16 protein-coding genes are annotated in these 15,486 nt (G+C 71.8%); 8 read left to right on the top strand and 8 right to left on the bottom strand.

Annotation, left to right across the window (positions count from 1 at the left end; translation table 11 throughout):
* The first annotated feature begins 59 nt into the window (after positions 1 to 59).
* The 5 genes from acs to ACH4S9_RS39480 all read left to right on the top strand — a co-directional run bounded on the left by acs (position 60) and on the right by ACH4S9_RS39480 (position 5,443).
* Complete coding sequence (gene acs / locus ACH4S9_RS39500) at positions 60 to 2,021, top strand: acetate--CoA ligase (protein ID WP_398376565.1); 1,962 nt, start codon at positions 60 to 62, stop codon at positions 2,019 to 2,021.
* A gap of 190 nt (positions 2,022 to 2,211) precedes the next feature.
* A complete protein-coding gene (gene nhaA / locus ACH4S9_RS39495) occupies positions 2,212 to 3,603 on the top strand; it encodes a Na+/H+ antiporter NhaA (protein ID WP_311727062.1) in 1,392 nt (463 codons plus the stop codon).
* Between the two features lie 120 nt (positions 3,604 to 3,723).
* Positions 3,724 to 4,185 (top strand): phage holin family protein, encoded by a 462-nt coding sequence (locus ACH4S9_RS39490; RefSeq protein WP_311727061.1) that lies wholly within the window; start codon positions 3,724 to 3,726, stop codon positions 4,183 to 4,185.
* The gene (locus tag ACH4S9_RS39485; protein ID WP_358843901.1) at positions 4,182 to 5,108 is read left to right on the top strand and encodes an alpha/beta hydrolase; all 927 of its coding nucleotides are present in this window, start codon (positions 4,182 to 4,184) and stop codon (positions 5,106 to 5,108) included. The genes ACH4S9_RS39490 and ACH4S9_RS39485 overlap by 4 nt, the downstream gene beginning before the upstream one ends.
* Before the next feature lie 128 nt (positions 5,109 to 5,236).
* Complete coding sequence (locus ACH4S9_RS39480) at positions 5,237 to 5,443, top strand: hypothetical protein (RefSeq protein ID WP_311727059.1); 207 nt, start codon at positions 5,237 to 5,239, stop codon at positions 5,441 to 5,443.
* A gap of 66 nt (positions 5,444 to 5,509) precedes the next feature.
* Here the strand turns inward: ACH4S9_RS39480 and ACH4S9_RS39475 are convergent, their stop codons facing one another.
* From ACH4S9_RS39475 to nth, 3 genes are read right to left on the bottom strand one after another with little or no spacing between them, the layout of a single operon-like run.
* On the bottom strand, positions 5,510 to 6,709 hold the full coding sequence (locus ACH4S9_RS39475; RefSeq protein ID WP_311727058.1) for a MarP family serine protease: 1,200 nt from the start codon (positions 6,707 to 6,709) through the stop codon (positions 5,510 to 5,512).
* A 12-nt stretch (positions 6,710 to 6,721) separates the two neighbouring features.
* Positions 6,722 to 7,348 carry a CoA pyrophosphatase gene (locus tag ACH4S9_RS39470; RefSeq protein ID WP_311727221.1) on the bottom strand — a complete coding sequence of 209 codons (627 nt, stop codon included), beginning with the start codon at positions 7,346 to 7,348 and terminating at the stop codon, positions 6,722 to 6,724.
* 56 nt (positions 7,349 to 7,404) lie between these two features.
* Positions 7,405 to 8,361: an endonuclease III gene (gene nth, locus ACH4S9_RS39465; RefSeq protein WP_398376562.1), complete on the bottom strand. Its 957-nt coding sequence runs from the start codon at positions 8,359 to 8,361 to the stop codon at positions 7,405 to 7,407.
* Positions 8,362 to 8,609: 248 nt separating this feature from the next.
* Between nth and ACH4S9_RS39460 the strand changes: the two genes are divergently transcribed.
* On the top strand, positions 8,610 to 9,284 hold the full coding sequence (locus ACH4S9_RS39460; protein WP_003981529.1) for a Crp/Fnr family transcriptional regulator: 675 nt from the start codon (positions 8,610 to 8,612) through the stop codon (positions 9,282 to 9,284).
* Positions 9,285 to 9,392: 108 nt separating this feature from the next.
* On the opposite strand, the gene ACH4S9_RS39455 is transcribed toward ACH4S9_RS39460, so the two are convergent.
* Genes ACH4S9_RS39455 through ACH4S9_RS39445 form a run of 3 tightly spaced genes read right to left on the bottom strand, consistent with a single transcriptional unit; the run spans position 9,393 to position 12,529 of the window.
* Positions 9,393 to 10,223: an MBL fold metallo-hydrolase gene (locus ACH4S9_RS39455; RefSeq protein WP_311727055.1), complete on the bottom strand. Its 831-nt coding sequence runs from the start codon at positions 10,221 to 10,223 to the stop codon at positions 9,393 to 9,395.
* Positions 10,220 to 11,110 carry an NUDIX hydrolase gene (locus ACH4S9_RS39450; protein WP_385345656.1) on the bottom strand — a complete coding sequence of 297 codons (891 nt, stop codon included), beginning with the start codon at positions 11,108 to 11,110 and terminating at the stop codon, positions 10,220 to 10,222. The genes ACH4S9_RS39455 and ACH4S9_RS39450 overlap by 4 nt, the downstream gene beginning before the upstream one ends.
* A 60-nt stretch (positions 11,111 to 11,170) precedes the next feature.
* Positions 11,171 to 12,529 (bottom strand): RICIN domain-containing protein, encoded by a 1,359-nt coding sequence (locus ACH4S9_RS39445; RefSeq protein ID WP_398376559.1) that lies wholly within the window; start codon positions 12,527 to 12,529, stop codon positions 11,171 to 11,173.
* Positions 12,530 to 12,807: 278 nt separating this feature from the next.
* Here ACH4S9_RS39445 and ACH4S9_RS39440 point away from each other — a divergent pair, with 278 nt between their 5' ends.
* A complete protein-coding gene (locus ACH4S9_RS39440; RefSeq protein WP_358843905.1) occupies positions 12,808 to 13,602 on the top strand; it encodes a VOC family protein in 795 nt (264 codons plus the stop codon).
* Between the two features lie 130 nt (positions 13,603 to 13,732).
* On the opposite strand, the gene ACH4S9_RS39435 is transcribed toward ACH4S9_RS39440, so the two are convergent.
* Positions 13,733 to 14,197 (bottom strand): RidA family protein, encoded by a 465-nt coding sequence (locus ACH4S9_RS39435; protein WP_311727050.1) that lies wholly within the window; start codon positions 14,195 to 14,197, stop codon positions 13,733 to 13,735.
* On the bottom strand, positions 14,194 to 14,355 hold the full coding sequence (locus ACH4S9_RS39430; RefSeq protein WP_014178397.1) for a DUF4177 domain-containing protein: 162 nt from the start codon (positions 14,353 to 14,355) through the stop codon (positions 14,194 to 14,196). Before ACH4S9_RS39430 ends, ACH4S9_RS39435 begins: the two co-directional genes overlap by 4 nt.
* Positions 14,356 to 14,426: 71 nt before the next feature.
* On the opposite strand from ACH4S9_RS39430, the gene ACH4S9_RS39425 reads away from it, so the two are divergent.
* A complete protein-coding gene (locus tag ACH4S9_RS39425; protein WP_385345647.1) occupies positions 14,427 to 15,404 on the top strand; it encodes an ArsA-related P-loop ATPase in 978 nt (325 codons plus the stop codon).
* The last annotated feature ends 82 nt before the right edge of the window (positions 15,405 to 15,486 follow it).

The following is a 15,486-nucleotide window of genomic DNA, read 5'->3' as shown; positions in this document are numbered from 1 at the left end:
CCGCGGGCTGATGAGCTATGGCCTGGGACACAACGGTCACCCTGGGAATGGGAGATGTCGTGAGCAACGAAAGCCTGGCCAACCTTCTTCGGGAGGAGCGTCGCTTCGCTCCCCCCGCCGATCTGGCCGCGAACGCCAACGTGACAGCGGAGGCGTACGAGCGGGCGAAGGCTGACCGCCTGGGCTTCTGGGCCGAGCAGGCCCGTCGGTTGACCTGGGAAGCCGAACCGAGCGAGACGCTGGACTGGTCGAACCCGCCGTTCGCGAAGTGGTTCGCCGACGGCAAGCTCAACGTGGCGTACAACTGCGTCGACCGCCACGTGGAGAACGGGCTGGGCGATCGGGTGGCCATCCACTTCGAGGGCGAGCCCGGCGACACCCGAGCCCTCACCTACGCCGAGTTGCAGCGCGAGGTCTCCCGGGCGGCGCACGCCCTGACCGAGCTCGGGGTCCAGACCGGTGACCGGGTCGCCATCTATCTGCCGATGATCCCGGAGACCGTGGTCGCGATGCTGGCCTGCGCCCGTATCGGCGCCCCGCACTCCGTGGTCTTCGGCGGCTTCTCGGCCGACGCTCTCGCCACCCGCATCCAGGACGCCGACGCGCGCGTGGTGATCACCGCGGACGGCGGCTACCGCCGCGGCAAGCCCTCCGCGCTCAAGCCCGCCGTCGACGAGGCCCTGACCCGCCCCGGCACCGACAAGGTGCGCAATGTGCTGGTGGTCCGCCGCACCGGCCAGGAGGTGGCCTGGACCGAGGACCGCGATGTGTGGTGGCACGAGCTGGTCGACCGCCAGCCGGACCAGCACACCCCCGAGGCGTTCGACGCCGAGCACCCGCTCTTCATCCTCTACACCTCGGGCACGACCGGTAAGCCGAAGGGCATCCTGCACACCACCGGCGGCTATCTCACCCAGATCTCCTACACCCACCACGCCGTCTTCGACCTCAAGCCGGAGTCGGACGTGTACTGGTGCACAGCGGACGTCGGCTGGGTCACCGGCCACTCGTACATCGTCTACGGACCGCTGTCCAACGGCGCGACCGAGGTGCTCTACGAGGGCACACCGGACACCCCGCACCAGGGCCGCTGGTGGGAGATCATCCAGAAGTACGGCGTCACGATCTTCTACACCGCCCCGACCGCGATCCGCGCCTGCATGAAGTGGGGCGACGACATCCCGGCCAAGTTCGATCTGTCCTCGCTGCGCGTCCTCGGCTCGGTCGGCGAGCCGATCAACCCCGAGGCATGGATCTGGTATCGCAAGCACATCGGGGCGGACCGCACGCCCGTGGTCGACACCTGGTGGCAGACCGAGACCGGTGGGATGATGATCAGCCCGCTGCCGGGCGTCACCGAGACCAAGCCCGGTTCGGCCCAGATCCCGCTCCCCGGCATCTCCGCCACCGTCGTCGACGACGATGCCAACGAGGTGCCGGACGGCTCCGGCGGCTACCTCGTCCTCACCGAGCCCTGGCCGTCCATGCTCCGCACCATCTGGGGCGACGACCAGCGCTATCTGGACACCTACTGGTCCCGCTTCGCCAACCGCTACTTCGCGGGCGACGGCGCCAAGAAGGACGACGACGGCGACATCTGGCTGCTCGGCCGGGTCGACGATGTGATGCTGGTCTCCGGCCACAACATCTCGACCACCGAGGTGGAGTCGGCGCTGGTCTCGCACCCCAAGGTCGCCGAGGCCGCGGTCGTCGGGGCGACCGACCCCCAGACCACCCAGGCCATCTGTGCCTTCGTCATACTGCGCGGCGGCGCGGCGGAGGACGACGACCTGGTCGAGGAGTTGCGGGCGCATGTCGCCAAGCAGCTCGGCCCGATCGCCAAGCCCAAGCGGATCCTGCCGGTGGCCGAGCTGCCCAAGACCCGCTCCGGCAAGATCATGCGGCGGCTGCTGCGCGATGTCGCCGAGAACCGCGCCCTGGGCGATGTCACCACGCTCACCGACTCCTCCGTCATGGATCTCATCCAGGCCAAGCTGCCGACCGCCGCCAGCGAGGACTGACCGGGTACACGAGCGGAGGGCGCCCGGTTCGGCCGGGCGCCCTCCGCGCATTCCGGATAGGGTGGGAAGCCGTCGCGTAAAGAGCGCGACAAGAACAAGGTTTCAGGGGCGCGCCGGGAAGTCTGGTCGGCACACAGCACACGTGTGTCCGCATGGGGATACACCCGACCGACTCAGGAGGCCTCCGCCCGTGGCCGCGCCCTTCCGCCGCAAGTTCCTCGGACGTCTGTCGCTGCCCGAGCGGACCTTCGTCATCGACGCCCTGCGCACCGAAACCGTCGGCGGCGTCATCCTGCTGGTCGCCGCCCTGGCCGCGCTGCTCCTCGTCAACACCCCGCTCAGCGGGTTCTATCAACACGTCAGGGACTTCTCCTTCGGCCCCGACGCGTTGCATCTGCACCTTTCGGTCGCCTCCTGGGCCGCGGACGGCCTGCTCACCGTCTTCTTCTTCGTGGCCGGCATCGAGCTCAAGCGCGAGCTGATCGCGGGCGAGCTGCGCGATCCCCGGGCGGCCGCGCTCCCGGTCGTGGCCGCGATATGCGGCATGGCCATGCCCGCCCTCGTCTATGTGACCGTGGGAGCGGTCGGCGGCGGGAACCTCAGGGGCTGGGCGGTGCCCACCGCCACCGATATCGCCTTCGCCCTCGCCGTGCTCGCCGTCATCGGCACCGCGCTGCCCGCCGCCCTGCGCGCGTTCCTGCTCACGCTCGCGGTGGTCGACGACCTCGGCGCGATTCTGATCATCGCGATCTTCTACACGACGCATATCAATTTCCTCGCCCTCGGCCTCGCCTTCGCCGGTCTCGTCGTGTTCTGGACCCTGCACCACAAGGGCGTCCGCGGCGCCTATGTCTATGTCCCGCTCGCCTTCGTCATCTGGGCGCTGATGCACGCGAGCGGGGTGCACGCCACGGTCGCGGGCGTGGCCATGGGCCTGATGCTGCGCTGCACCGTGCGCGAGGGCGAGGAGCGCTCCCCCGCCGAGCGCGTCGAACACCGGATGCGCCCGCTGTCGGCCGGTCTCGCCGTCCCGCTGTTCGCCTTCTTCGCCGCCGGGGTCCCGGTCTCCGGTGGCGCCGTCGGACAGGTCTTCTCCCGCCCGGAGACGCTGGGCGTCGTCCTCGGCCTTGTCGTGGGCAAGGCCGTCGGCGTCTTCGGCGGCTCCTGGCTCGCCGCCCGCTTCACCAAGGCGACCCTGAACGAGGACCTGGCCTGGGCCGATGTGTTCGCGGTCGCCTCGCTCGCCGGAATCGGCTTCACGGTCTCGCTGCTCATCGGTGAGCTGGCCTTCCCCGGCGACCCCGCGCTCGCCGCCGAGGTGAAGGCGGCGGTGCTCATCGGCTCGCTGATCGCCGCGGTCCTGTCGGGCATCCTGCTGAAGATGCGCAACAACACCTACCGCAGGCTGTGCGAGGAAGAAGAGCGGGACGAGGACCATGACGGCATCCCCGACGTCTATGAACTGGACAGTCCCGAGTACCACCTGCGGATGGCCGCCATCCACGAGGCCAAGGCCGCCGAGCACCGCCGACTTGCCGAAGTGGCCGCTGCGGCCGACTCCGGTGACGATCGTCCGGCATGATCTGAGAGGCTTGACGACCGCGGAGTAACACAGCAGATGTGGACGACGCATCAGCAGGACATGGCGAACGCGTATGACATACGGGACGCGTAAGACGTGCGAGAGCAGAGGGAGATGGCGATGAGCGCAGCCGACGACGGCGGCAACCGCAGCCTCGGCCAGCTGGTGGCCACGGCGACCACCGAACTGTCCGCGCTGGTGCACGACGAGATCGCGCTGGCCAAGGCCGAATTCAGGGACAGCGCCCGGCGCACCCTGTTCGGCAGCGGCGCGGCAATCGTGGCCGGGGTGTTGCTGCTGTTCTCGCTGCCGGTGCTGAGCTTCGCCCTCGCCTACGGCCTGCGCGCCTGGACCGGCCTCGGCCTCGCCTGGTGCTTTCTGATCGTGGGCGGCATCTACTGGCTGCTCGCCGCGATCCTCGGCGCACTCGCGCTCGCCAAGTTCAAGCGGGTCAAGGCGCCGAAGAAGTCCGTGGCCTCGGCCAAGGAGACGGCTGCCGTCCTGGGGAGCGTCAAGCCGCACCCGCGTGCCGCGTCCAATGGCGGTCGCCCGGCACGGGATGTGACACGCTCGTCGGCATGACGGCCCCTGACACCTCCGCCTCGGTCGTACGGCTCGACGGACCCTGGACCCATCGGGACGTCGCGGCCAACGGTGCGCGCTTCCACATCGCCGAGCTGGGTGACGGCCCGCTGGTCCTGCTGCTGCACGGCTTCCCGCAGTTCTGGTGGGCCTGGCGGCACCAGCTGACCGCCCTGGCCGACGCCGGGTTCCGCGCGGTGGCGATGGATCTGCGCGGGGTGGGCGGCAGCGACCGTACGCCCCGGGGCTACGACCCGGCCAATCTCGCCCTCGACATCACCGGGGTGGTCCGCTCGCTCGGCGAGCCCGACGCCGCGCTCGTCGGCCATGACCTGGGCGGATATCTCGCGTGGACGGCCGCGGTGATGCGGCCGAAGCTGGTCAGGCGGCTCGCGGTGGCCTCGATGCCGCATCCGCGGCGCTGGCGCTCGGCCATGCTCAGGGACGTCAAGCAGAGCGCGGCGAGCAGCTATATCTGGGGCTTCCAGCGGCCCTGGCTGCCCGAGCGGCAGCTGACCGCGGACGGCGGAGCGCTGGTGGGGCGGCTGCTCCGGGACTGGTCGGGGCCGCGGCTGCCCGAGGACGAGGCCGTGGAGACCTACCGGCGGGCGATGACCATCCCGTCGACGGCGCACTGCTCGATCGAGCCGTACCGCTGGATGGTGCGATCGCTGGCGCGCCCGGACGGTTTCCAGTTCAACCGGCGGATGCGGCGGCCGGTGCGGGTGCCCACGCTGCATCTGCACGGGTCACTCGACCCGGTGATGCGTACGCGCAGCGCGGCGGGGTCCGGGGAGTATGTGGAGGCGCCCTATCGGTGGAGGCTCTTCGACGGCCTCGGGCACTTCCCGCACGAGGAGGACCCGGTCGCCTTCTCCACCGAGCTGATCAACTGGCTCAAGGACCCCGAGCCCGATCGCTGAGGGCGCAACGCGGACGGGCCACGACCGTACGAACATATGTTTTTCGAACGGCCACTTGCCTGGAGCATAGGCCAATTGCCGCAGCCACGGGCGATTACGGACCATGGGCCCCGGGCAGAGACCCATGTATGGGCTGGACGCACGACTACCGTGACGCACCAAGCGACCGCGGCTCCGAAGCCGCCGCTGCTGCCAATACCGCGCTGAGCGTTTCCGAGCGGGGCGGTCCCGGGCCTTCCGCAGGCCATGACCCCGATATGGGGATCCCGCGCATCATCCGCCGCAGGGCCCGCTGGGTCTCGGCCCGGCTGCGCCATCCACGCGGTCGCCAGTAGCTACCGTCATGCACTGTGGCCGCGAGGTCACTCGCGGCCACACCGCTGACGCATCGGGGTCGGCTCCTACAGCGCACATCCCTTGGTGTCCACCGGGGTCTGGGCCGTGCGCCCCTTCACGACGTCCTCGTGCACCTCGTCCGCGGTCAGCGCGTACCCGGTGTGGGCGTCGTCGAGGGACTTGGCGAAGACCACGCCGTACACCCTGCCCTGCGGGGTGAGCAGCGGGCCGCCGGAGTTGCCCTGCCGCACGGTCGCGTACAGGGAGTACACATCGCGCTGCACGGTGCCGTTCTGGTAGATGTCCGGGCCGCTGGCGTCGATACGGGCGCGGACGCGGGCCGCGCGCACATCGAACGCACCGTTCTCCGGGAATCCGGCGACGATCGCGCCGTCTCCGGTGCGCGCGTCGCCCTCGGCGAACTTCAGCACGGGCGCGTCCAGCGAGGGCACATCCAGAACGGCGATGTCGCGCTTCCAGTCGTAGAGCACGACCTTCGCCTTGTAGAGCCGGCCCTCTCCGCCTATCTGCACGGTCGGATCGTCGACCCCGCCGACGACGTGCGCGTTGGTCATCACCCGGTGCTGCGCGAAGACAAAGCCGGAGCCCTCCAGGATCTTGCCGCAGCTGGGGGCGGTGCCGACCACCTTCACGATGCTCTGCTTGGCGGCGGTGGCCACCGGGCTCGCGGCGAGCGCGGGGTCCGGCGCGGGCACGGAGGTGATGGGCTCGTTCGCGAAGGGCGAGAAGACCTGCGGGAAGCCGTTCTGCGCGAGCACCGAGCGGAAGTCGGAGAACCAGGTCGTCGCCTCGGCCGGGAGCACCCGGGAGACCCCGAGCAGCACCTTGGAGTCACGGACTTCCTTGCTCACGGTGGGCAGCGAGGCGCCCGCCAGGTTGTAACCGAGCAGCCAGGCGACCAGCAGCATCGCCACCACATTGACCAGCGCACCGCCGGTCGCGTCCAGGGCGCGCGCCGGTGACCAGGTGATATGCCGGCGCAGCTTGTTGCCCAGGTGGGTGGTGGCGGCCTGGCCGACCGAGGCGAACACGATCACCAGCACGACCGCCATGACCGCGCTGAAGGTGCCCGGCGACGCCCGGTCGGTGGCGCCGTCCCAGATCACGGGCACCAGATAGATCGCGACGAGGCCACCGCCGATGAACCCGAGCACGGACAGAACACCGACGATGAAGCCCTGGCGGTATCCGATGACCGCGAACCACACGGCGGCGAGCAGCAGCAGGATGTCCAGCACATTCACCCGGACACCGTCTCATGCACGCCAGTCGAGCGGGACGCGCTTGTCATGGTTCCAAGGTCTTTCCCAGCCCGCGAAGTGCAAGATCCGGTCGATCACCCCGGCCGTGAATCCCCAGACCAGCGCCCCTTCCACGAGGAAGGAGGGGCCGGTGTGGCCGCTGGGGTGGACGGTGGTGGCCCGATGCGCGGGATCCGTGAGATCCGCCACGGGCACGGTGAAGACCCGGGCCGTCTCGGCGGGGTCCACGGGCCGGATGGGGCTTGGCTCGCGCCACCAGCCGAGCACCGGGGTCACCACAAAGCCGCTGACCGGGATGTACAGCCGCGGCAGCACCGAGAAGACCTGCACCCCCGCCGGGTCCAGGCCCGTCTCCTCCTCGGCCTCGCGCAGCGCCGCGCGCACCGGACCCGCGCCGTCCGGATCGCCGTCCTCCGGGTCGAGCGCGCCCCCGGGGAAGGAGGCCTGGCCCGCGTGCGAGCGCAGCGAGCCGGCCCGCTTCAGGAGCAGCAGCTCGGGCCCGCGGTCGCCCTCCCCGAACAGCACCAGCACGGCGGAGGGGCGGCCGCCGCCCCGGGCGGGCGGCAGAAACCGGCTGAGCTGCCGGGCCTCCACCGTCTCGGCGGCGCGGGCCACGGGCATCAGCCACTCGGGCAGGCCGTCGCTGGTCACGCCGGCCACGCCGCCGTATGTGCTCGTCACTCGGCTGCTCCCAGCGGGGCGGTGGCATCCACCGGGGCGGTGGCGTCCGCCGGAGCCGTGGCCCCCAGCGGGGCGGCGGCCCGGCCCGGATAGCCGGCCGGCGGCCGCAGCCGCTGCCCGGGCTGGCCGCCCATCTCGTACTTCAGCAGCTTCTTCGCCTTGTCGGGATCCGTCTCGCCCTCCCCGTACGACGGGCACACCGGGGCGATCGGGCAGGCGCCGCAGGCGGGCTTGCGCGCATGGCAGACGCGGCGGCCGTGGAAGATGATCCGGTGCGAGAGCATCGTCCACTCGCTCTTGGGGAAGAGCGCGGCGATCTCCGCCTCGACCTTCTCCGGATCCTCCTGGGCGGTCCACTTCCAGCGCCGCACCAGCCGCCCGAAGTGGGTGTCCACGGTCAGGCCGGGCACCCCGAAGGCGTTTCCGAGCACGACATTGGCTGTTTTTCGCCCCACGCCCGGCAGCGTCACCAGGTCGTCCAGGCGGCCCGGCACCTCGCCGCCGAAGCGGTCCCGCAGCGCGGCGGACAGGCCCAGCAGGGACTTCGCCTTGGCCCGGAAGAAGCCCGTCGGCCGGATCAGCTGCTCCAGCGCCTCGGGGTCGGCCGCGGCCATGTCCTCGGGCGTCGGGTAGGCGGCGAACAGGGCGGGGGTGGTCTGGTTGACCCGCAGGTCGGTGGTCTGAGCGGACAGGACCGTGGCGACCAGCAGCTGGAACGGGTTCTCGAAGTCCAGCTCGGGGTGTGCGTACGGATACAGCTCGGCGAGCTCTCGGTTGATCCGGCGGGCCCGGCGGACGAGCGCGAGCCGGGATTCGGGACGGGCGCCGGAGGCTTTGCGCGGTCTGGGGGCAGCGGTGGCAGCGGCACCCGCGGCATTGGCCGCTTTTGTCCGCTTGATTGTTTTGTGCGGATTTGCCGTTTCCGTCGCCTCGGCGGACCCTTGTTCGCCCACAGCGGAATTACGAGGTGCGCTCACCCGTACGGCCCCCTTGCCCCGTGCTGTCACCGGCCTATTGGACACCCAGCCAGCCTAAGCCCCGGCACTGACATACGCTCCGACCACCCGAAAGAGCCGCTCAATCGGACCCCTGCCGTACAGTGCCGCAGGCAGGTGCGTCAAACTTGTGATTGATCGCACTGTTTTACCGTCCGGCATCATGGGGACGTCGGTCCCCTGTGCATGTCGACAAGGAGAGTCTCGTGGACGACGTTCTGCGGCGCGCCCCGCTTTTCGCGGCGCTCGATGACGAGCAGGCCGCTGAGCTGCGCGCCTCCATGGGAGAGGTCACCCTCGCGCGCGGTGACGCCCTCTTCCACGAAGGGGACCCCGGCGACCGCCTGTACGTGGTCACCGAGGGCAAGGTGAAGCTCCACCGCACCTCTCCCGACGGCCGCGAGAACATGCTGGCCGTGCTCGGCCCCGGCGAGCTGATCGGCGAGCTGTCGCTCTTCGACCCCGGCCCGCGTACCGCCACCGCCACCGCCCTCACCGAGGTCAAGCTGCTCGGCCTGGGCCACGGCGACCTCCAGCCGTGGCTGAACGCCCGGCCCGAGGTCGCCACGGCGCTGCTGCGCGCGGTCGCCCGGCGCCTGCGCAAGACCAACGACCAGATGTCCGACCTGGTCTTCTCCGATGTCCCCGGACGCGTGGCCCGCGCCCTGCTGGACCTCTCGCGCCGCTTCGGTGTGCAGTCGGAGGAAGGCATCCACGTCGTCCACGACCTCACCCAGGAGGAGCTGGCCCAGCTGGTCGGTGCCTCCCGTGAGACGGTCAACAAGGCGCTCGCCGACTTCGCGGGCCGCGGATGGCTCCGGCTCGAGGCGCGCGCGGTGATCCTGCTGGACGTCGAGCGGCTGGCCAAGCGGTCCCGCTGAGGCACCCGCCGTACGTCGTACGCCGCATATGAGGAGGGCCCTCGCGAGGGCCCTCCTCGTACGTCCGCGTGCCGGACCTCAGGGCCCTGGCACCCCTGGCACCCGGCGTCAGATCAGCCCGTGCTCGCCCAGGTAGTCCAGCTGGGCACGGACCGACAGCTCGGCCGCCGGCCACAGAGACCGGTCCACGTCCGCGTACACGTGTGCCACGACCTCCGCGGGCGTGCGGTAGCCGCTCTCCACGGCCGTCTCCACCTGCGCCAGCCGGTTGGCCCGGTGCGCGAGGTAGTACTCCACCGCGCCGCGCGCGTCGTTCAGCACCGGCCCGTGCCCCGGCAGCACGGTGCTCACCCCGTCATCCACCGTCAGCGAGCGCAGCCGCCGCAGCGAGTCCAGATAGTCGCCGAGCCGACCGTCCGGGTGCGCCACCACCGTCGTGCCGCGCCCCAGCACCGTGTCGCCGGTGAGGACCGCGGCGTCGGCCGGGAGGTGGAAGGACAGCGAGTCGGCCGTGTGGCCGGGCGTGGGCACCACCCGCAGCTCCAGCCCGCCGGTGGTTATGACGTCGCCCGCGCCCAGCCCCTCATCCCCCAGCCGCAGCGCCGGGTCCAGGGCCCGTACGCGCGTACGCGTCAGCTCGGCGAAGCGCGCCGCGCCCTCGGCGTGGTCGGGGTGGCCGTGGGTGAGCAGCGTCAGCGCGACCCGCTTGCCCGCCCGCTCCGCCGTGGCGACGACCTCCTTGAGGTGCGCGTCGTCGAGCGGGCCGGGGTCGATGACGACGGCCAGGTCGGAGTCCGGCTCGGAGACGAGCCAGGTGTTGGTGCCGTCGAGCGTCATGGGGGACGGGTTCGGCGCGAGGACGCACAGCGCCCGCTCGGTGGCCCGGCCGCCGATCCCGCCCCCTCGCGGCTGGCCGGGCAGGGCCGCTGCGTACGTCATCCGGTCGCTCCTCCCGTGGGGCCGGTGGGAATGTGCTTGGTGAACTCGTCATGGCCCGGCCAGCTCAGCACGACCCCGCCGCCCTCCAGCCGCGCCCGCGCCAGTACGGGCGTGAGATCCCGGCCCGGGGCCGCCGCCAGTACGTCCGCGACCGTGCCGTACGGCTCCAGGTCGCGCAGGGTCGCGATGGTCGGCGGCATCATCAGCAGCTCGCCCCGGTCGTACCCCGCGGCCGCCTCGGCGGGCCGGATCCAGACCGTGTGGTCCGCCTCCGTCGAGACGTTGCGGGTGCGCTGACCGCTCGGCAGGGCGGCCACGAAGAACCAGGTGTCGTAGCGGCGCGGCTCGAACTCCGGGGTGATCCAGCGCGCCCAGCCCCCGAGCAGGTCCGAACGGAGCACGAGCCCGCGGCGGTCCAGGAATTCGGCGAAGGACAGCTCCCGGGCGACCAGCGCCGCGCGGTCCGCGTCCCACTCCTCGCCGGTCGTGTCCGCGACAACGGTGTCCGGGGTCGGGCCCGCGAGCAGCACGCCCGCCTCCTCGAACGTCTCCCGGACCGCCGCGCACACGATGGCCTGGGCCGCCGTCCCGTCGCCCTCCGCGAGGCCCAGCCGCAGCGCCCACTCCCGGCGCGAAGGCCCGGCCCAGGCCACCTCGCGCTCGTCACGCGGGTCCACCGAGCCGCCCGGATAGGCGTAGGCCCCGGCGGCGAAGGCCATGGACGTCCGTCGGCGCAGCATGTGCACGGCGGGGCCCTCCGCCCCGTCGCGCAGCAGCAGCACGGTCGCCGCCCGGCGCGGGGGCACCGGGGTGAGTTCGCCGTTCGCCAGCCGCCGGATGCGCTCCGGCCAGTCGGGCGGATACCACTGACCATTCGTAGTGGACATGGCCGGATGCTATGCGCTGGCGCGCGGATGTTCGAGGGGCCCGGGGGGTGACGCGCCGCCTCAGGGCGCGGTGAAACGGAATGCCTGGTCCGCCGCGCCGGTACAGGCGGTCTGAATCGCCTCGGCGCCCTCCGTACGGGGCGACTGGATCCCGACGCACAGCCCGCTGTGGACGGGGCGCAGCCGGAATCCGCCGTGGGACGGCTCCAGCCGGAAGTTCCTGTTGTCGGCGTTTGAACAGTCGTCCGGGTAGAGCAGGGCGCCCTGGTCCGTCGCGCCCCCGTCGACGGTCAGGCAGCCGAGGCCCTTGTCCGGGTCGGGGTGGTCCCACTGGATGCGGTAGACGCCGTCGCCGACCGCGTCCAGCGACACGCGGGGCAGTGGGACGTCGGCGCACGGCCTCTGGACGGCGATCTCATCCCTCCTGGTTTTCTTGCGGTCCCAGCCCTCAGTGAGGCAGAGGCCGGGGGCCGAGACGGGATGGATCCGCGTCGGACCCGCGGCGGGCAGACGAGGCTTGGAGCCGGTGGCCCTGGCCGTCGGGCCGGGCTTCGACGGGGAGGCGTCGCGGGTCGGGGACGCGGGCGCGGTGTCGTCGTCGGCGATGGGCTCCTCGGTGCCCGGCGTCTTCGAGGTGTCGGAGGTGTCGGAGCTGTCGGAGGGGGCCGGGGTCTTCGAAGGCGGGTCGGCGTCCGTGGACGGGCCGGCTCCGGCCCCGGACCGGGCGTCGGGGCCGGAGCCGTCGGAGCCCGAGAACGGCCCGTAGGCCAGCAGCAGCACCCCGACGGCGGCGGACAGCCCGACCGCGAGCGTGGGCAGATACCGTCTTCGCCACGCCGAGCCGGATGTGGGCTCTTCAGGTGCCGACCCGGGCTCCTTGCCGGAGGCGAGCACCTCGGCCCCTTCGGCCGGACGGCCGATCTCGTGGCTCCGCTCGCCCGGGTCGGCCGACGGTGGGCCATGGGACGGTGTGACGGCCGGTGTGGCGGCTTCGGAGGCCCGGGGCCCGGCTGCGCCGGCAGCGGCATGGGCATCGGGCTCCGGGGTCGCCTCGGACGCGGCTACGGAGACTGCGGCAGGCCCCGCGGCCGGAGCGGCCCCTGACGCGGCTTCTGACTCGGCGGGAGACTCGGACCCGGACGTGGCTATGGACAGCCGCCGACGGGCCGTCAGCCAGGAGGCCACGGCCTCCTCGTCCCCGCCGCACGCCCGTACGAACGCGGCGAGAAGCTGCTCCCTGGGCAGGTCGTCCCGGCTGAGCGCCCCCGAGATGGTGGCGCGCGGCAGCACGTCCCCGGCGTCCTCCGCCTTCCGTTCCAGCTGGCGATAGCTCAGGTCGGACCAACTGCGCAGCTGCCGCATCGCGACGACGAACTCGGCCGCGGTACGCGCCGCCTTCGGGTCAGGCCCCGTCTCCATGACCGCTCCTATGCGTTCGGGCTGTCCAAGCAGCCTAATCCGAACGCGAGTTGGCCAGGGCACGTCTATGGGCATGTTCATGCGGGATCGGTCCCCCTCGTCTCACAATGGCCTCGCGGCGGGCCATGAAGGAGCCTTTTCGGTGCCGTGCCGTCCGGCAACATCTCCCGGCGTCCCGGACAGTCCGGGATTGTCCGGTTGTCCCCGCCACAGGCGTCGGAGAGCGAATGTCAGTGGCGGGTGTCACCCTGGATGCACCGGTCGGGAAGGGAGGCGCCATGATCACCACGGACTATGTGCCCGGCTCGCCGTGCTGGATCGATCTCGGCGCGCCCGATGTCGCCGCCGCGGCCCGCTTCTACGGCTCGGTCTTCGGCTGGGAGCTCGAACCACCGGAGCCGGAGGCGGACGGATACGCCATCTTCCGGCTGGGCGGGAAGAGCGTCGGCGGCCTGGGCCCGCTCACCCAGGCGGGGGCCCGCTCGGCCTGGATGATCTACTTCCTGACGCCCGACGCCGAGGCCACGGCAGCGGCGGTGGAGCGGTCCGGCGGCTCGGTAAGGGTCGCTCCGCTCGACGCGGACGGCGAGGGCTGGATGGCGCAGCTCACGGACCCGCAGGGCGGCCAGTTCGCCGTCTGGCAGCCGGCGACGGTACGCGGCCTGGAGGTGGTGGACGCGCCGGGCTCCCTCTGCTGGACCGAGCTGTACACGACGGACGCGGCCGCCGCGAAGGAGTTCTACGGCTCCCTCTTCGGCTGGCAGACCCAGGACACCCCGCTGCCGGGCGACGGGGGGACGTACACGCTGGTCGCCCCGGCCGGCTTGGGCCCTGACCGCGCGCAGGGCGGCATCATGGGGCTGCCCGCGGATCACCTGGCGCTGGCCGGCGGCCGGCCTTACTGGCACCCGGTGTTCGCGGTCGCCGACTGCGACGCCACGGTCGCCAAGGTCACCGAGGGCGGCGGCAGCGTGCAGATGGGCCCGGTGGACATGCCGGACGTGGGGCGGCTGGCCGTCTGCCTCGACCCGTCCGGCGCGGACTTCGTGGCGCTTGCCCCAACGGCCGGCTGAGCCCAACCGCCGGCTGAGCCCGACGGCCGGCTGTGCCCGACGGAGCGCGCCCAGGAATCCCGCCCACGAAGGCGAGTCGGGCAGGCCCTGGGCCCGGTGGTCCCGTGGCCCTGTCCTGACCTGGTCGGGCCTAGTCCGCGACCTCGACCTGGATCTCGACCTCGACCGGCGCGTCCAGCGGCAGCACCGCCACGCCCACGGCGCTGCGGGCGTGCACCCCCGCCTCGCCCAGCGCCTCGCCGAGCAGCTCGCTCGCGCCGTTGATCACGCCCGGCTGCCCGGTGAAGTCCGGCGCCGAGGCCACGAAGCCCACGACCTTCACGACCCGCACGACCTTGTCCAGGTCGCCGATGGCCGACTTGACGGCGGCCAGGGCGTTCAGCGCGCAGACGCGCGCCAGCTCCTTGGCCTCCTCCGGCGTCACCTCGGCGCCGACCTTGCCGGTCACGCCGAGCTTGCCGTCGACCATGGGCAGCTGGCCCGAGGTGTAGACGTACGAGCCGGAACGGACCGAGGGCACGTACGCGGCCAGGGGCGCCACGACCTCCGGCAGGGTCAGGCCCAGCCCGGCGAGCTTGTCCTCGACCGCGCTCATGCGGCCTTCTCCCGCTTGAGGTAGGCCACCAGCTGCTCGGGGTTGTTCGGCCCGGGCACGACCTGGACGAGCTCCCAGCCGTCCTCGCCCCAGGTGTCCAGAATCTGCTTGGTGGCGTGTACGAGCAGCGGTACGGTCGCGTATTCCCACTTGGTCATAGGCCGACTGTAGTGCCTGTCTGCCGGGGCCTGGTGCGTAGCCCGGACGACGACTGGTTAGGCTCCCCACTGTGAGCAGGCTCCATGTCGTCAGTGGCAAGGGCGGAACCGGCAAGACCACGGTCGCCGCGGCACTCGCGCTGGCCCTCGCGACCGACGGCAGGCGAACCCTGTTGGTCGAGGTCGAAGGCCGCCAGGGCATCGCGCAGCTCTTCGAGACCGAGGCGCTGCCCTATGAGGAGCGGAAGATCGCCCGCGCGCCGGGCGGTGGCGAGGTGCACGCGCTCGCCATCGACCCCGAGTTCGCGCTCCTCGACTACCTCCATATGTTCTACAAGATGGGTTCGGCCGGCCGGGCGCTGAAGAAGCTCGGCGCGATCGACTTCGCGACCACCATCGCCCCCGGACTGCGCGACGTGCTGCTGACCGGCAAGGCGTGCGAGGCGGTGCGCCGCAAGGGCAAGGACGGCCGCTTCGTCTACGACTCCGTCGTCATGGACGCGCCGCCGACCGGCCGGATCACCCGCTTCCTGAACGTCAACCACGAGGTGGCGGGGCTCGCCAGGACCGGCCCCATACACAATCAGGCGCAGGCCGTGATGCGCGTCCTGAAGTCCCCAGAGACGGCGGTCCACATGGTCACGCTGCTGGAGGAGATGCCGGTCCAGGAGACCGCGGACGGCATCGGGGAGCTGCGTACCGACGGGCTGCCGACCGGCGGGGTCATCATCAACATGGTGCGGCCCGCGGTCCTCGACCACGCGACCGTCGACACCGCCGCCAACGGTCAGCGCGCCGCCGTCGCCAAGGCCCTGTCCCAGGCGGGGCTGGGCGGGGCGCGGCGCGGCGGGCTCGCCGAGCGCCTGGTCGACCCGCTGCTGGCGCAGGCCCGCGAGCACGCGGAGCGCGTCGCCCTGGAGCGGACACAGCGGGCTGAGCTGACGGACCTCGGGCTGCCCCTGTACGAGCTGGAGCTGCTCACCGACGGCATCGACCTGGCCGGCCTGTACCGGCTCGCGGCGGATCTGCGCAAGCAGTGGCCGATGTGACCCGCACGGCGACCCGTACGGCTGCCGAACGGGCCGTGCGGGTGCCGCGGCAGACACAGGCGGCACAATCAGCACGAACAGT

It is taken from the genome of Streptomyces sp. NPDC021225, from assembly GCF_044332865.1.
Lineage (GTDB): Bacteria > Actinomycetota > Actinomycetes > Streptomycetales > Streptomycetaceae > Streptomyces.
This window is presented reverse-complemented; position numbering and strand designations above follow the sequence as displayed.